Genomic DNA, 15,332 nt, shown 5'->3' with positions numbered 1-15,332 from the left:
GCTGCTGGTGCAGTTCGGCGTCGCGCCGCGCATTGTCGCCAAACAGGACCTGAAGCTGTGGCACAGCGTGGGCACGCTGATGTATGCGGTGCAATGGCTTTGCGCCTTGCGCGTGCTATGGCGTCTGTGCGCCGCGCAGCGTTGAGCGCCGCGGCGCGGCGCGCCGGAGCGAAAAAAAGGCGGTTCCAAGGAACCGCCTTTTTTGTCTGTCCGGGCGCCGGGCGCCCGGCAGAATCACTCGTGCCAGTAGTCCGCGACCCAGGTCGCGGGTTTGATGAAGCGAAAACGGCGGTTGCGTCGGCCGGCCAGTGCGTCGGGCGGGTTGCATTCGCCGTGGAAGATCACCACGCGCGCGCCTGCGGGCACGAACGGCGCTTTCCAGTAGTTGGTCGGCCAGGGCGGAATGCCGTGGTATTTGAAGCTCGGGCACCACTCGGCGGGCCAATACTGCAGCTTTCCCTGGCGGTGCAGGAAGTCGGACAGATAGGCCTGCTCGTTGCGGAACTGCTTGCGTATCTCCTCGAAGTGGCTGCGAAAGTACGCGAGCACATCGGGATGCGCACCCAGCTCCCAGCGATACACGGAAGAATTGCCCGTGATTCGCCAAGGGCGCTTGTAGTCGTGGATGATCAGGAACTCGCCGGGCTGCGTGAAGAAGTCGTCCAGCGGGCCGGTGACGACCACGTCGACGTCGAGAAACAGCGCCGTGCCGCGCAGACCGTGAAGGTCGGGCGTGAACGTGGCGAGCTTGGTCCAGCCGCGCTCGGGCAAGCCCTTGGGCAGGTCCAGCGAGGGAATTGGCAGGCACTCGACTTCGGCGCGAATCCCCTGACTGTCGTCGGTCAGGCAGATGAAGCGAAAATCACCTTGCAGATTGCGCCGCACCATGGCGTAGAGCCGGTTGACGTATTCAGGGCCGTATTTCGTGCCCCACTTCATGCAGATGACATGGCGCTGGCGCGCTGGAATATTCGGAATGGCGTTCATGGGCAGCGCAACAAAAAGACTTTAGTCGCCTTGTTGGCGCTTTTTGACGGATTTTTGTTTCACTTTGGCGCGTTTTACCATGCCGCCTGCGGTCAGGCGCTGGTTGCCCAGCACGCGCAGTTGCTTGACTTCGGGGCGCTGGCCACCGCGCGAGCTGAACTTGAGCACCTTGACGTCGCGTGGGCCGGGCATGCGGTCCTCGTCGACGGTCTTTTCCTTTTCGGGAATCGGGCGCCACAGCACGAGCAGCTTGCCGATGTGCTGGATAGGAGCGGCGCTGAGTTCTTCGGCGAGTTGTTGGTAGATCTGGTCGCGTGCGGCACGATCGTCATTGAAGACGCGAACCTTGATCAGACCGTGCGCATTGAGCGCCGCGTCTATCTCTTTTTGCACGGCGGGCGTGAGGCCGTCGCCACCGATCATGACCACGGGGTCGAGATGGTGGGCGTTGGCGCGGTGTTCCCGGCGCTCGGCGGGAGTCAATTGAATTTGGGGCATGGCCCGTATTATCTAGGCAGGACGTAATCAGCATGAAAACCAAGACCAAAAGCAAGAAGGTCAATAAGGCATGGCTCAATGACCATGTCAACGACACCTATGTCAAACTCGCCAAAATTGAGGGCTTTCGCGCCCGCGCGGCCTACAAGCTCAAGGAGATCGACGAGCAGCTGAACCTGATACGGCCCGGCGATTTCGTGGTCGATCTGGGCTGCACTCCCGGGGCCTGGAGCCAGTACGTACGCCGCAAGCTGTCTCCCAAGGGCGCTGCGGTGGGCGAACTCAATGGCCGCATCATCGGGCTCGATATCCTGCACATGGAGCCCATCGAGGGCGTGCATTTCCTGCAGGGCGATTTCCGCGAGGAGTCGGTGCTTGCCGAGCTTGAGGCCCTGCTCGAAGGCAAGAAGGTCGATGTGGTGGTGTCCGATATGGCACCAAATTTGTCGGGTAATGACGCCACCGACGCCGCGCGCATTGCGCTGCTGGTCGAATTGGCCGTGGATTTCACCAAGCAGCACATGAAGCCCGAAGGCGCGCTGGTCGTGAAGCTGTTCCACGGCAGCGGCTACAGCGAGCTCGTCGAGCTGTTCAAGCAGACCTTCAAGGCCGTCAAGCCGATCAAGCCCAAGTCGTCGCGCGTCAAGTCGTCGGAAACCTTTCTGGTCGGCATGGGTCTGAAGTAGACGCAGCGCCGGATCCGCCTCGGTCAGCCGCTGTCATCTGCCCAGGGAATACCCTCGAATGCCCTGCGCATCTGCGCGACATGAAGGGAATTAGGGGTGCGTCGCCTTGAAGCACCTAAAATGGTCCCCAAATAGGTCATGAAGATTTCGTGACCCTTTCTCTGCATTCCATCTGGAGCCCCGCTTGAACAATCAGTGGTTTTCAAAAATTGCCGTGTGGCTGGTCATCGCCATGGTGCTGTTTACGGTGTTCAAACAATTTGACACCCGCACCAGCGCTGCGTCCGGTCACATCGGCTATTCCGAATTTCTGGAAGAAGTTCGCAACAACCGCATCAAGAGTGCGACCATCCAGGAAGGGCAGGGCGGCACCGAGATCGTCGCTGTCGCGGCGGACGGCTCCAAGCTGCGCACGACGGCCACCTACCTGGACCGTGGTCTGGTGGGCGACCTGATCGCCAACAACGTCAAGTTCGACGTCAAGCCCCGCGAAGAAGGCTCGCTGCTGATGTCCCTGCTCGTGAGCTGGGGCCCGATGCTGCTGCTGATCGGCGTGTGGGTCTACTTCATGCGCCAGATGCAGGGCGGCGGCAAGGGCGGCGCCTTCAGCTTCGGCAAGAGCAAGGCGCGCATGCTCGACGAGAACAACAATACGGTCACCTTCGCCGACGTCGCCGGCTGCGACGAAGCCAAGGAAGAAGTCAAGGAAGTCGTCGACTTCCTCAAGGACCCGAGCAAGTTCCAGAAGCTCGGCGGCCGCATTCCGCGTGGCCTGCTGCTGGTCGGCCCTCCGGGTACCGGCAAGACCTTGCTGGCCAAGTCGATCGCCGGCGAAGCCAAGGTGCCGTTCTTCAGTATCTCGGGCTCCGATTTCGTCGAAATGTTCGTCGGCGTGGGCGCGGCCCGCGTGCGCGACATGTTCGAGAACGCCAAGAAAAATGCCCCCTGCATCATCTTCATCGATGAAATCGATGCGGTCGGTCGCCAGCGTGGCGCCGGCGTGGGCGGCGGCAACGACGAGCGCGAACAGACACTCAACCAGATGCTGGTCGAGATGGACGGCTTCGAGACCAACATGGGCGTGATCGTGGTCGCGGCCACCAACCGTCCCGACATTCTCGATGCGGCGCTGCTGCGTCCCGGTCGTTTCGACCGCCAGGTCTATGTGACGCTGCCCGATATCCGCGGCCGCGAGCAGATCCTCAACGTGCACATGCGCAAGATCCCTGTGAGCCAGGACGTGAACCCCGGCATCATTGCCCGCGGCACGCCCGGCATGTCGGGTGCCGATCTGGCCAACCTGTGCAACGAGGCCGCCCTGATGGCCGCGCGCCGCAATGCGCGCACTGTCGAGATGCAGGACTTCGAGAAGGCCAAGGACAAGATCATCATGGGCCCCGAGCGCAAGTCCATGGTCATGCCCGAGGAAGAGCGCCGCAACACGGCCTACCACGAAGCCGGCCATGCGCTGATCGGCAAGCTGCTGCCCAAGTGCGATCCGGTGCACAAGGTCACCATCATTCCGCGCGGCCGCGCGCTGGGCGTCACCATGAGCCTGCCCGAGAAGGACCGCTACTCCTTCGACAAGGAGTTCATGCTCAACCAGATCGCGATGCTGTTTGGTGGCCGTATTGCCGAAGAAGTGTTCATGCACCAGATGACCACGGGCGCGAGCAACGACTTCGAGCGTGCGACGCAGATTGCGCGCGACATGGTCACGCGCTACGGCATGACCGAAGCGCTGGGCCCCATGGTCTACGCGGAAAACGAAGGCGAAGTGTTCCTGGGCCGTTCGGTGACCAAGACCAACAACGTCAGCGAGCAGACCATGCAGAAGGTCGACGAGGAAGTGCGCCGCATCATCGATGAGCAGTACGCTCTGGCGCGCAAGCTCATCGAAGACAACAGCGACAAGATGCACGCCATGGCCAAGGCCATGCTCGAGTGGGAAACGATTGACGCCGAGCAGCTCGACGACATCATGGCCGGCCGTGCGCCGCGTCCGCCCAAGGACTGGACGCCGCGCATTCCTCCTTCGGGCGGCGACGATGCCAGCGGCGGCACGCCTGCGGTGAAGGCCGATGCCGCGGCAACGCCGCCAGCAACGCCTGGCGCGGATGCGGCGCCCAACGCCGCATGACGCCTCAGGCAGCGACAGCATGACAGCGGGGCCCTAGGGCCCCGCTTTCTTTTGGGTAAGGACTTTTTCAATTCGGAACAATGAGCATGCAGCAATGGCAAACCAGCCGCTTCCTGTTGGACCTTGAGCGCCCGCAGGTGATGGGCATCGTCAACGTGACGCCCGATTCGTTCTCGGACGGCGGCGCGCACGACAGCCTGGGCGCCGCGCTCGCACATTGCGAGCAGCTGCTCAAGGACGGCGCCGACATTCTCGATATCGGTGGTGAATCCACGCGTCCGGGCAGCCCCGCGGTGGGCCTCGCGGATGAGCTGGCGCGCGTTGTGCCGCTGGTGCGCGAAGCCGTGAAGCTGGGCGTGCCGATTTCGGTCGACACCTACAAGCCCGAAGTGATGCAGGCCGTGCTCGACCTGGGCGCGGACATCATCAACGACATCTGGGCGCTGCGCCAGCCGGGCGCGGCCGCGGTGGTGGCAGGGCACGCGCAGTGCGGCGTCTGCCTGATGCACATGCACAGCGTGCCGCAAAGCATGGACCGCGACCACATGCAGGGCGATGTGGTGGTCCAGGTACGCGACTTCCTGCAGGCTTCGGCGCAGGCGCTGCAAGCGCTGGGCGTGGCGCGCGCGCGCATCGTGCTCGACGCGGGCACGGGTTTCGGCAAGACCGTGGCGCAGAATTTCGCGCTGCTGGCGCGTGAGCCGGAGCTGGCCGCGCTGGGCTATCCGCTGCTGGCCGGCTGGTCGCGCAAGGGATCGCTGGGTCAGGTCACCGGCCTGCCCGTGGGCGAGCGCATGGTGCCCAGCGTCGCCGCGGCGCTGCTGTCGGTGGAGCGCGGCGCGCGCATTGTGCGCGTGCATGACGTGCGTGACACCGTGATGACGCTCAAAGTCTGGCAGGCCATGAACGACAATGCTGCATGGGCTGGTTGACCGCCGGCATTAATCCAGACAAGAAGGTTTGCAATGGCTCGTGAATATTTCGGCACCGATGGCATTCGAGGCACCGTGGGGCGCACGCCCATCACTCCCGACTTTGTGCTGCGCCTGGCGCATGCGGTAGGGCGCGTGCTGCGCCGCACGCAGGAGCGCCCCACGGTGCTGATCGGCAAGGACACGCGGATCTCGGGCTACATGCTCGAAAGCGCGCTCGAGTCGGGCTTCAACTCCGCAGGCGTCGATGTGGTGCTGCTCGGGCCGCTGCCCACGCCGGGCGTGGCCTACCTCACGCGCACCCAGCGCGCGAGCCTGGGCGTGGTGATCAGCGCCAGCCACAACCCCTATCCCGACAACGGCATCAAGTTCTTCAGCGCCCAGGGCAGCAAGCTGCCCGACAGCTGGGAAGAGGATGTCGAGCGCGCATTGAAGGAAGACCCCGTGTGGGCCGACTCCGCGGCGCTGGGCAAGACCCGCCGGCTCGATGACGCCGCGGGCCGCTACATTGAATTCTGCAAGAGCACTTTTTCGCACGAACTCACGCTCAAGGGCTTGAAGATCGTGGTCGATGCGGCCCATGGCGCGGCCTACCAGATCGCGCCCAAGGTGTTCCACGAGCTGGGCGCCGAAGTCATCGCCATGGGCTGCGCGCCCGATGGCCTGAACATCAACGATGGCGTGGGCGCGACCCATCCCGAGGCGATGGTGCGCGCGGTACGCGCCAATAATGCCGACTACGGCATTGCGCTGGACGGCGATGCCGACCGCCTGCTCGTGGTCGACGCCAAGGGCCGGCTGTATAACGGCGACGAACTGCTGTATCTGCTCGCGGCTGACCGCCTGGCGCGCGGCGAGAACGTTCCCGGCGTGGTCGGCACGCTGATGACCAATCTGGCCGTGGAATCGGCGCTCAAGGCCCGGGGCGTGGGCTTTGTGCGCGCCAAGGTCGGCGACCGCTATGTGCTCGAGGAGCTCGCGCGCAATGGCTGGCTGCTGGGCGGCGAAGGCTCGGGCCACCTGCTGGCGCTCGATTGCCACAGCACGGGCGACGGCCTGATCAGCGCGCTGCAGGTGCTCGAGGCCTGTGTGCGCAGCGGCAGGACGCTGGCGCAATGGCTCGAAGCCGTTCCGCTTTATCCCCAGGTGCTGATCAACGTGCGCCTCGCGCCCAGCCAGGACTGGAAGAACAACCAGCTGCTCGAGCAGACGCTGGCGGCCGTGCAGGCCGAGCTCGGCGATACCGGCCGCGTGCTGATTCGTCCCAGCGGCACCGAACCGCTGCTGCGCGTCATGGTCGAAGCGCGCGACCAGCAGCAGGCCAGCCGCTGCGCGCAGCAGCTCGCCGACGCAGCGCGCGCAGGCTGACCACTGCTGTGCGCCTGAAACGGGCGCGCGGGGCTCAGAGCGGCAGGGCGGGCGTTTTGGAGAACCCCGGCGCCTGGCGGCTGCGCAGGAATTGCAGCAGGTCCTCGCCCGGCGGCAGGGGACGGCTGAAGTAGTAGCCCTGGGCTTCGTCGCAGCCCATGTCGCGCAGGAACTGCAGCTGGGCTTCGGTTTCCACGCCTTCGGCCGTGGTCTGCATGCCCAGCGCCTGGGCCATGCGGATGATGGCGCTGACGATGGCGCGATCGTTGCCGTCGTGGTCCAGATCCTGCACGAACGACTGGTCGATCTTGAGCTTGTAGATCTGGAAGCGCTTGAGCTGGCTCAGCGACGAGTAGCCCGTGCCGAAGTCGTCTATCGACAGGCGCACGCCGCGCGAGCGCAGCTGGTCCATGGTCGCGGTCGCGGCGCGCGGGTCGTCGACGGCCACGCCTTCGGTCAGCTCGAGCTCCAGCGCATCGGGCGGCACGGCCGCGGCGTGCAGGATCTGGCTGACCAGATCGGGCAGCTGCGGCTGGTGGAACTGGATGGCCGACAGATTGACCGCGACCTTGAGATCCGTGAGGCCCGATTCGCGCCAGGCCTTGAGCTGCTTGACCGCATTGCGCAGCACCCATTCACCGATCTGCAGGATCTGGCCCGTGTCCTCGGCCACGGGAATGAACTCCGAAGGCGAGATAGGGCCGAGCTTGGGATGGTTCCAGCGCAGCAGGGCTTCCACGCTGTGCACGCGGCCCGTGCGTATGCGCACCTGGGGCTGGTAGTGCAGTTGCAGCTCGTCGCGCTCGAGCGCGCGGCGCAGCGCATTTTCCAGCTGCAGCGCGCGCAGCGACTGGGCGCGCATCTCGGGCGTGAAGAAGCGGAAGGTATTGCGGCCGTCGAGCTTGGCGTGGTACATCGCGACATCGGCCGACTGGGTCAGCGTGTCGAAGTCCATGCCGTCCTGGGGGTACAGCGCAATGCCCATGGACGGCGCCATGGTAAGTTCATGGTGGTCGATCTGGTAGGGCTGGCGCGAGGCCTCGAGCAGCTTGTCGGCGACGCGCGCCGCGCCGTGCGCGTTGGCGCCGGGCAGCAGCAGCACGAATTCGTCGCCGCCTATGCGCGAGACCGTGTCCTTTTCGCGCACCACCGAGCGCAGGCGCTTGGCGATCTGCACCAGCAGGGTATCGCCCACGCGATGGCCCAGCGAATCGTTGACATGCTTGAAGTGGTCCAGGTCCAGAAAGATTGCGGCCAGCGGCGTGTCGTTGTCGCGCGCCAGCTGTATGGCCTGGGTGCTGCGGTCGGCGAGCAGCGTGCGGTTGGGCAGGCCGGTCAGCGGATCGTAATGCGCGAGCCAGTAGATGCGGTCCTGGTCGCGCTTGCGGTCGGCCATTTCGCGGTGCAGGTCTTCGACCGTGGCGCTGAGTTCGCGCGTGCGGTCGCGCACCTGCTGCTCGAGCTGCTCGTGCACCTTGGCCAGCGCGGCCTGTGCCTGGGTGCGCTCGGTGATGTCGACCGTGATCCAGATCGTGCCCTGGCTGGGATCATTGGCGTCGATGAGCTTGCAGCGCACCTCGCAGATGACCGTGCCGCCATCCTTCTTGCAGAGCATCATCTCGCCCTCGAAGCTCAGGCCCACGGTCAGCTGGCGCGTGAAATTCTCCTCGAGGCGCTCCCATTCTGCGGTGCTCGCGAACCAGTTGTGCGCGCTGGTGCCTATCAGCTCGCCGGGCCCGTAGCCCAGCATGGTCTCGAAATGGCCGTTGCAGCGCGTCAGATGTCCGCGGCGCATGAAGATGATGCCCACGCTCGCATGGTCGAACAGCAGCTGCTTTTCGCGCAGCGCGGTGTTGAGCATGGTCTGCGCCTGGCGCTGCTCGTCGATGTCGTTGAGCGTCCAGATGGACCCTTCTTCGGGCCGCGTGGGATTGATCAGCCGGCCCGTGACGCCGCCCCAGAAAAGCGCGCCGTTGCGGCGGCGCAGCTGGCATTCGGTGCGAAAGGTGAGGCCCTTGGCCATCCGCACCCGCGCAAGCTTGCCCAGGCGATAGAACGTTCGGGTATCTGGATGAAATGACGCCCCATGGCGCCCCAGCATCTCGTCGGCCGCGGAATGGCCGAAGATTTCGGCGCAACGTTCGTTGCAGCGAACGATTTCCTGTCGATGCATGAAAGCAATGCCTACGCCGGCGCTTGCCAGAAGGGTGTGCTGCTCGCGCATGATGCGCTCAATTGCGTCGATTGGGACGGTATTGGAGGACGGCACGTGGAGCGCTCTAGCGAATGGGGTGGGCCCGGTGCGGCAAATGCTGGCGCTCCACTGGGCAATGGATGTTACTGAAGTGTAGCATTTGATACTTCTTCACCAGTCCCTCGGGTTCTCCCTGGTTGTGGGGCTGACTCTTTCATGTGTCGGCACATTAAGGTAGGACCGGCGCCGTCGCGCGCAGTCCATACAGCAGGCCGTGGCGCAGCGATCCCTGGGTGACGCGCATCTGTTCTATACCGAACAGCTCGAACACGGCCTGCATCACGCTCACGCCGCCGCCTATCACCGGGCGCAGCTCTTCGCGCAGGCCCGCAAGATGCACGGCGCTGCTGTGGCCGTCCTGCTGCAGCCGCGCCTGAAGCCAGGTCAGGCCGGTGCGCGTGATCAGGCCGGGGACACCGGTCTGTGCCGCGAGCACCCGGCTGATGGCACCGGCCGTGCCCGACGCACCATAGGCCTGTTCCCAGTTCGTGGCGGCGAAGTCCTCGGCCTGGGGGCGCAGCAGCGCCAGCGCGCTGGATCGGGCGGCTTCAAATTGCGCGGGCCGCAGTCCCCCGTCGACAAAATGCCGCAGCGACCAGGCCACGCTGCCTATCTCCACCGAGCGCGTGACCCGGGCTTCGAAACCCTGGCCCAGGCACAGTTCGGTGGAGCGGCCGCCGATGTCTATCACCAGGCGTCTGCGCGCCGAGGGCGGCAGCAGCCGGGCCACGCCCTGATAGATCAAACGCGCTTCTTCCTCGCCATTGATCACTTCGATCGGAACGCCCAAAATATCGCTACCGCGCGCGAGAAAAAGTGCCCGATTGGTGGCTTCGCGCAGCGTCTGGGTCGCCACGGCGCGCACGCGTTCGCGCGGCAGATCGGCGATCAGCGGTGCGAAGCGTTGCAGGCAGGCCCAGCCCCGCTCCATGGCTTCGCTGCTGAGTTGGCCCTGCGCGTCCAGCGATCCGCCCAGGCGGATGGTCTCTTTGCGGCAGGTTTGTGACACGAGGCGATCGCCGACGAAATGTCCGATTTCCAGCAGGCAGCTGTTGGAGCCGATATCGATGGCGGCGAGCAGGCTGGCATCTTGCATGGAAGAAGGGAGATAGGTCAAAAAAGCGCGCAGCTTAGCACCTTAGCTGCGCATCGTCCGAGCTCCATGCCAGTCGCAGGCGCAAGACAGCTTGCGCGATGGCTGAATGTCATTGTCATCTTGCTGACACAAACGCGGTCAATACTCAGCGGCGCCGCGTCTTTCGCACGTTGTAGGATTGTTTGTGACCACTCTGACCTCTACCCATCCGGAGCGCGCTGCCCCTTTGGAGGCCGAATCGATAGACCTGACATCGCCTTCGGACGGCGATCCCTCGGGCGTCGAATCCCCCTCCGACGCGCAGGCCGCTGCGGTCGAACCCATGGACATTGCCGAGCCCGAGTCGGTCCACAGGCTTGTGGCTGTGCCCGGCAGCGTGCTGCTGGACCGCGATCACTGCATCCTGGCGTTCAACGACCGGGTCCTCGATTGGGCGGTGCGCGCCGACGTCCCCTTGCTCGAGCGTCTGCGCTACCTGTGCATCGTGTCGTCCAACCTCGATGAGTTCTTCGAGGTCCGGGCCGCGCCGCACATCACGGCCGAACTCAGCGGCGACGGGCAGGGCGTCTACACGACGGCCTCGTTCCAGGCCTTGATGGAGCAGGCCCACAACCTGGTCGCACGCCAGTACGAGCTCTACAACAAGGCGCTGGTGCCGGCGTTCGAGGGCCATGGCATACGCATTCTCTCGCACGGCGATCGCTCGAGCGTGCAGCGGCGCTGGGTGCGCGAATATTTCCTGACCGAAGTCCGGCCCTTGCTGATTCCGCTGGGGCTGGACCCCGCGCATCCGTTTCCCCAGGTCGCGAACAAGGCGCTGAACTTCATCGTGCGGCTCAAGGGCCCCGATGCGTTCGGTCGCACCAATGAGGTTGCGATCGTGAAGGTGCCGCGCGCCTTGCCCCGGCTGGTGCGCCTGCCGGCCAAGGTCGCGGGAAAGCAGCGCGTGTTCGTCAGCCTGTCGAGCATCGTGCGCGCCCATCTCAAGGAGCTGTTCCCCGGGCGTGAAGTGGTCGAGTTCTCGCAGTTCCGCGCGACCCGCCACTCGGAGCTGGCCGTGGACGAGGAAGATGTCGGCAACCTGCGCATGGCCTTGCGCCAGGGCCTGCACCACCGGCATTACGGCCAGGCCGTGCGCCTGGAAGTGTCCGCGGGCTGCTCGCCGTTCCTCGCCGATCTGCTGCTCGCGCAGTTCCATCTGCCGCCGCAGGCACTGTTTCGCGTGCCCGGCCCGGTCAATCTGGTGCGCCTGGGACAGCTCGTCGATCTGGTCAACGATCCCGCGCTGCTGTTTCCGCCATGGCAGCCGGTATGGCCGCGCCAGTTGCAGCGCGGCGTGTCCATCATGGGCCAGCTGCGCCAGCGCGATGTGCTGATCCACCAGCCGTTTGAGAGCTTCGAAGGCGTGCTGGCGCTGCTGCGCGAGGCCGTGAACGACCCCAACGTGCTGGTCATCAAGCAGACCATTTACCGCACCGGCTCCGACTCTGAACTCATGGATCTGCTCGCCGAGGCCGTGCGCCGTGGCAAGGAGGTCATGGCCGTGGTCGAACTCAAGGCGCGCTTCGACGAGGAAGCGAACATCAACTGGGCCGAGGCGCTGGAGCTGGTGGGCGCCCAGGTGGTCTACGGCGTGGTCGGCCTCAAGACCCATGCGAAGATGATGCTGATCACGCGGCGAGAAGGCCGCAGGCTGCGCCGTTACGGGCATCTGTCGACGGGCAACTACAACCTGCGCAGCGCCAGGCTCTACACCGACCTGGGCTACATGACCTCGGACCCGACGGTGACGGCCGACATGGACGAAGTGTTCAACCATCTGGCCAGCCACAACCATCTGCCGCAGCTGCAGCGCCTGATCATGGCGCCATTCCATCTGCACAGCCGGATGCTTGCTTTCATCGCCCAGACCGGCGAGGCCGCGGCCAAGGGCCAGCCCGCGCGCATCGTCGCGAAGATGAACGCGCTGACCGACGAGGCGCTGATCCACGCGCTGATCGCGGCCGGGCAAAAGGGCGTGCAGATCGATCTGATCGTGCGCGGCGCCTGCATGCTCGCGCCCCAGCGCCCGGGCCTGACCGACAACATCCGCGTGCGTTCCGTGATCGGGCGTTTTCTCGAGCACACGCGGGTGTTCTACTTCCGCCAGGGCGACAAGGAGGAGCTGTTCCTGTCGAGCGCCGACTGGATGAACCGCAACATGATGCGGCGCATCGAGCTGGCCTGGCCGGTGCGCGACGCCGCGCTGCGCCAGCAGATCGTCGACGAATGCCTCGTGGCCTATCTGCACGATGACCGCGATGCCTGGACGCTCAATCCGGACGGCACCTACACGCGCTCGCCCAGGCCTTTCGACGGCAACGGCGCGCAGAATGCGCTCATGGGGCGCTACGGGCCGGCGCTGCAGGCCCAGCCGGAATAAGAAAAAGCACTTCTACCCCCTGCCCTAGGGGGTTTTTCAATTCCAGTTCAGCTCGAGTTGCCAGTGGGTCTTGAGCCAGGCCTGCTGCTCTTCCTCGAGCAGGAATGCCGACTGGGGATAGGTCGCTGACCAGTTGTTGCCGGCGCTGAGCTTGAAGCACGGGCCGTCGGCTTCGATCTGCAGGCTCGCGAGTTCGGGCGGGCGCCGCGCATGGCACAGCAGCACGGCCAGGCGCAAGGCCAGCAACGGGTAGACATTCCGTGGCTCTATGAGCATTTCGGGCTCGAGCTTGCGCAGCTTGCCGCGCTGGCCGCAGACCAGCTGGGCGAGCAGGTCGCGCTCGGCCTGCGTGAAGCCCGCGGCCGACGTGTTCTGCAGCACATAGGCGCCATGGCGGTGGTAGTTGCTGTGCGCGATATGGCTGCCGATCTCGTGCAGCAGCGCCGCATGGCGCAGCGGTTCGTGGTGTTCGGCCGAGGTCTCGGGGGCGAGCTGTTCGAGCAGGTTGCGCGCGACACCGGCCACGCGCTGTGCCTGGTCGGCATCGACGCAATACTTCTGCATCAGGCCCTGTACGGCGGCGCTGCGCAGGTCGGTGCACAGCGGGTCCTGCTCGACCAGCGTGTGCAGCACGCCCTGGCGCAGTGCGCCTTCGGCCACGCGCAGAGAGCGCAATTGCAGCAGGTCGAACAGTGCCTGCATGATGCTCACGCCACCTGCAATCACCGCGCGCCGCTCTTCCTTGAGACCGGCGAGCCGGATCTGGTCCGTGCTCTGGGCACGCACCAGACTGTCGTGCAGCCATTCGAGCCCTTCCAGGTCGATGATGCCCGGCGTGCGTCCGCTCGCGGCCAGGATGTCGCCAATGGCCGCGGCCGTTCCCGAGGATGCGTAGACGGTGTCCCAGTCGCCGCCATGGATGATGTCCAGCGCTTCGTCGAGCACCGCGCGCGCGGCCACGGCCGCGAGCGAGAAGGCCGCACGGCTGAGCTCGCCTTCGGGGAAATAGCGCTGCGACCAGGCCACGCTGCCCAGGCGCAGCGACAGCGCCTGCTGGGCTTCCTGCTGCCGGCCCAGCACCAGCTCGGTCGAACGTCCGCCGATGTCGATCACCAGGCGCCGCTCGTCCGAAGGCGGCAGCAGGCTGCTCACGCCGCGGTAGATCAAACGGGCTTCTTCCTCGCCGGAAATGATTTCAATCGGGTAGCCCAGCAGCTCGGAGCCGCGCTTCACGAAGGCCTCGCGGTTGCGCGCTTCGCGCAGTGTCTGGGTTGCAACCGCGCGTACATGGGCTGCGGGAAAGCCCGCGAGGCGCTCGCCGAAACGCGCCAGGCAATCCCAGCCACGCTGCATTGCCTCTTCGGACAGATAGCGCTCGGCGTCCAGGCCGCCGCCCTGGCGCACGGTTTCCTTGAGGTACTCCACGCGCTGGAAGTGGTGGTGGGAGAAGTGGCCGATCTCGAGCCGAAAACTGTTGGATCCGAGATCGATGGCGGCAAACGATTGGGCGTGGGGCATGGGCTGAAACCGGTCACGAGACGCTGGGCGTGGAGGGCAATGGGTGGTGGTGCCGCGGCACGCACCACCTCGTGGAGCAGGAGCGTACACCCGGAATGTGGCAAATGCGTGAAATTGATGCAACAGAAGTGAGGTCTGGCGCGCTGACCACGTTGGGCGCGCCGCCGAAGAAGCCGCTGCGCGCGCAGCTGCCAAGATTTCGTGGTTTATCTGCAATAGCTATTGATTTAAAAATTCAATAAATTTTTAAAATCTCATAAAATAGCCAAAGACTATCAACAAATTTGTTTGATTGTTTTTAAGAATTCGCTGTCGATGCAGGGGGCGCATTTCCAGGTCCTCGACATTCTTGACCATCGGCTCACGAATCCCTTAGTTCTCTTGAATGGAAATGAAGATGAATCGTGAATTGATGGGTTTCAAGAAAAGCTCCACCGCCATCGCCGTGGCCTGCGCGGTGATGGCTTCGAGCGGCGCGGCGCTGGCTAATGAACGCGGCCAGATGCTGGACGCCATAAAGCGGCGCGACGTGCAATTGCACGCAATCCCGCCGCCGGCTCCTGCCCCCCCGGCCGCACCGACTCCGTTCGACAATCTGCGGGCAAAGCTTTCCACATATGCCGCGCCGCCTGTGCAGTCGGAGTCGGACGATGAGGAATGGAACTTGCCGGTAACCCCTTCCGTGCCGCCACCCCGACCCGCACGGGCAATCGCACCCCCATCTGCACCTCTACGTGTCCCTGTACCTTCGTCCGCGCCACCGATTGCGCACCAGGACGATGGTATTCAGGATTCCGCCTTCCTGCTCAAGGCCTTGATGCAGCGCAGGACCCGGGTACACGGTGAAAGTGAGGACCACGCGTCTAAATCGCCGCCACCGCCACCGCCACCGCCCCCGAGGAGGCTAGGCCCTTCGATAGGCCAGGAGATTCTGGCACTGCATCGCAAACCGGCGAGTCCGCAGCACGCTACACCAGCGCTTCCACAGCAAACAACGGTCCTCCCGCCCTCCGGCGATGATTCGCCGGTGGACGGCCAGCCCGGGCAAGGGCCTGCCCTCATCGTTGCGCCAGCCGTGATGACTTCCGCGGTGCCGGTCGTCGTCCCTGCACCAGTGCCCGCCGCGGCTGTTGCCATCGCACCAGCATCTGTTGCCATGCCGGCGCCGCAGCCTGCCGTGACCGTGCTGCCACCGACTTTGTCTCCGCCGACCTCCGCGCCCGCAGGTTCGCAGGCTTGCGCCCGGCAGCCACAAGCACCCGTCAAGCTGGCCCCGCAGGGCTTGGCCCGGCCGCTTGCAGCTTCGCCGGTTGCAGCCGCGACAGCGCCTGCAGTTTCTCCAGCGGCAGCCGCGACAGCGCCTGCAGTTTCTCCAGTGGCAGCCGCGACAGCGCCTGCAGTTTCTCCAGTGGCAGCCGCGACAGCGCCTGC

Annotated in this window: 13 protein-coding genes and 1 pseudogene; 8 read left to right on the top strand and 6 right to left on the bottom strand. The window is 64.9% G+C overall.

What is annotated here, in order from left to right:
* A pseudogene (locus RR928_RS04965) lies at positions 1 to 145 on the top strand (DUF4149 domain-containing protein); the annotation flags it as partial.
* Positions 146 to 234: 89 nt separating this feature from the next.
* Here the strand turns inward: RR928_RS04965 and RR928_RS04960 are convergent.
* Together RR928_RS04960 and RR928_RS04955 are read right to left on the bottom strand one after the other, a co-directional pair.
* Positions 235 to 987, bottom strand: a complete 753-nt coding sequence (locus RR928_RS04960; RefSeq protein ID WP_332540352.1) for a glycosyltransferase — start codon at positions 985 to 987, stop codon at positions 235 to 237.
* Positions 988 to 1,008: 21 nt separating this feature from the next.
* The gene (locus RR928_RS04955) at positions 1,009 to 1,485 is read right to left on the bottom strand and encodes a YhbY family RNA-binding protein (RefSeq protein WP_332549240.1); all 477 of its coding nucleotides are present in this window, start codon (positions 1,483 to 1,485) and stop codon (positions 1,009 to 1,011) included.
* 32 nt (positions 1,486 to 1,517) lie between these two features.
* Here RR928_RS04955 and RR928_RS04950 point away from each other — a divergent pair, with 32 nt between their 5' ends.
* The 4 genes from RR928_RS04950 to glmM all read left to right on the top strand — a co-directional run bounded on the left by RR928_RS04950 (position 1,518) and on the right by glmM (position 6,611).
* On the top strand, positions 1,518 to 2,171 hold the full coding sequence (locus tag RR928_RS04950) for an RlmE family RNA methyltransferase (protein WP_332540355.1): 654 nt from the start codon (positions 1,518 to 1,520) through the stop codon (positions 2,169 to 2,171).
* A 184-nt stretch (positions 2,172 to 2,355) separates the two neighbouring features.
* Complete coding sequence (ftsH, locus tag RR928_RS04945; protein WP_332549239.1) at positions 2,356 to 4,311, top strand: ATP-dependent zinc metalloprotease FtsH; 1,956 nt, start codon at positions 2,356 to 2,358, stop codon at positions 4,309 to 4,311.
* A gap of 86 nt (positions 4,312 to 4,397) precedes the next feature.
* Positions 4,398 to 5,243 carry a dihydropteroate synthase gene (gene folP, locus RR928_RS04940; RefSeq protein ID WP_332539789.1) on the top strand — a complete coding sequence of 282 codons (846 nt, stop codon included), beginning with the start codon at positions 4,398 to 4,400 and terminating at the stop codon, positions 5,241 to 5,243.
* Positions 5,244 to 5,276: 33 nt separating this feature from the next.
* A complete protein-coding gene (glmM, locus tag RR928_RS04935) occupies positions 5,277 to 6,611 on the top strand; it encodes a phosphoglucosamine mutase (protein WP_332539790.1) in 1,335 nt (444 codons plus the stop codon).
* Between the two features lie 34 nt (positions 6,612 to 6,645).
* Here glmM and RR928_RS04930 read toward each other — a convergent pair whose 3' ends face one another.
* Complete coding sequence (locus RR928_RS04930; RefSeq protein WP_332549241.1) at positions 6,646 to 8,793, bottom strand: sensor domain-containing protein; 2,148 nt, start codon at positions 8,791 to 8,793, stop codon at positions 6,646 to 6,648.
* On the opposite strand from RR928_RS04930, the gene RR928_RS04925 reads away from it, so the two are divergent.
* A complete protein-coding gene (locus RR928_RS04925; protein WP_332539801.1) occupies positions 8,698 to 8,955 on the top strand; it encodes a hypothetical protein in 258 nt (85 codons plus the stop codon). The two genes, RR928_RS04930 and RR928_RS04925, sit on opposite strands and share 96 nt — an antisense overlap.
* 79 nt (positions 8,956 to 9,034) lie before the next feature.
* Here the strand turns inward: RR928_RS04925 and RR928_RS04920 are convergent, their stop codons facing one another.
* Positions 9,035 to 9,961, bottom strand: coding sequence for a Ppx/GppA family phosphatase (locus RR928_RS04920; RefSeq protein ID WP_332539791.1), 927 nt, complete (start codon positions 9,959 to 9,961; stop codon positions 9,035 to 9,037).
* Between the two features lie 322 nt (positions 9,962 to 10,283).
* Between RR928_RS04920 and ppk1 the strand changes: the two genes are divergently transcribed.
* Positions 10,284 to 12,383, top strand: a complete 2,100-nt coding sequence (gene ppk1, locus RR928_RS04915) for a polyphosphate kinase 1 (protein WP_332539800.1) — start codon at positions 10,284 to 10,286, stop codon at positions 12,381 to 12,383.
* A 36-nt stretch (positions 12,384 to 12,419) separates the two neighbouring features.
* On the opposite strand, the gene RR928_RS04910 is transcribed toward ppk1, so the two are convergent.
* Positions 12,420 to 13,901: a Ppx/GppA phosphatase family protein gene (locus RR928_RS04910; RefSeq protein ID WP_332539793.1), complete on the bottom strand. Its 1,482-nt coding sequence runs from the start codon at positions 13,899 to 13,901 to the stop codon at positions 12,420 to 12,422.
* A gap of 104 nt (positions 13,902 to 14,005) precedes the next feature.
* Between RR928_RS04910 and RR928_RS04905 the strand changes: the two genes are divergently transcribed.
* Positions 14,006 to 14,143, top strand: a complete 138-nt coding sequence (locus RR928_RS04905) for a hypothetical protein (protein ID WP_332549238.1) — start codon at positions 14,006 to 14,008, stop codon at positions 14,141 to 14,143.
* Between the two features lie 130 nt (positions 14,144 to 14,273).
* On the opposite strand, the gene RR928_RS04900 is transcribed toward RR928_RS04905, so the two are convergent.
* Positions 14,274 to 14,516 (bottom strand): hypothetical protein, encoded by a 243-nt coding sequence (locus RR928_RS04900; protein WP_332539795.1) that lies wholly within the window; start codon positions 14,514 to 14,516, stop codon positions 14,274 to 14,276.
* Positions 14,517 to 15,332: the final 816 nt, after the last annotated feature.

The sequence above is a fragment of the Comamonas sp. genome (assembly GCF_036666375.1).
Taxonomy (GTDB): domain Bacteria; phylum Pseudomonadota; class Gammaproteobacteria; order Burkholderiales; family Burkholderiaceae_C; genus Comamonas.
This window is presented reverse-complemented; position numbering and strand designations above follow the sequence as displayed.

Excerpts from the sequence above, each read along its gene's own strand:
- RR928_RS04960 (WP_332540352.1), bottom strand. The coding sequence starts at position 987 with ATGAACGCCATTCCGAATATTCCAGCGCGCCAGCGCCATGTCATCTGC.
- RR928_RS04955 (WP_332549240.1), bottom strand. The coding sequence starts at position 1,485 with ATGCCCCAAATTCAATTGACTCCCGCCGAGCGCCGGGAACACCGCGCC.
- RR928_RS04950 (WP_332540355.1), top strand. The coding sequence starts at position 1,518 with ATGAAAACCAAGACCAAAAGCAAGAAGGTCAATAAGGCATGGCTCAAT.
- folP (WP_332539789.1), top strand. The coding sequence starts at position 4,398 with ATGCAGCAATGGCAAACCAGCCGCTTCCTGTTGGACCTTGAGCGCCCG.
- glmM (WP_332539790.1), top strand. The coding sequence starts at position 5,277 with ATGGCTCGTGAATATTTCGGCACCGATGGCATTCGAGGCACCGTGGGG.
- RR928_RS04925 (WP_332539801.1), top strand. The coding sequence starts at position 8,698 with ATGGCGCCCCAGCATCTCGTCGGCCGCGGAATGGCCGAAGATTTCGGC.
- RR928_RS04920 (WP_332539791.1), bottom strand. The coding sequence starts at position 9,961 with ATGCAAGATGCCAGCCTGCTCGCCGCCATCGATATCGGCTCCAACAGC.
- ppk1 (WP_332539800.1), top strand. The coding sequence starts at position 10,284 with ATGGACATTGCCGAGCCCGAGTCGGTCCACAGGCTTGTGGCTGTGCCC.
- RR928_RS04910 (WP_332539793.1), bottom strand. The coding sequence starts at position 13,901 with ATGCCCCACGCCCAATCGTTTGCCGCCATCGATCTCGGATCCAACAGT.
- RR928_RS04905 (WP_332549238.1), top strand. The coding sequence starts at position 14,006 with ATGCGTGAAATTGATGCAACAGAAGTGAGGTCTGGCGCGCTGACCACG.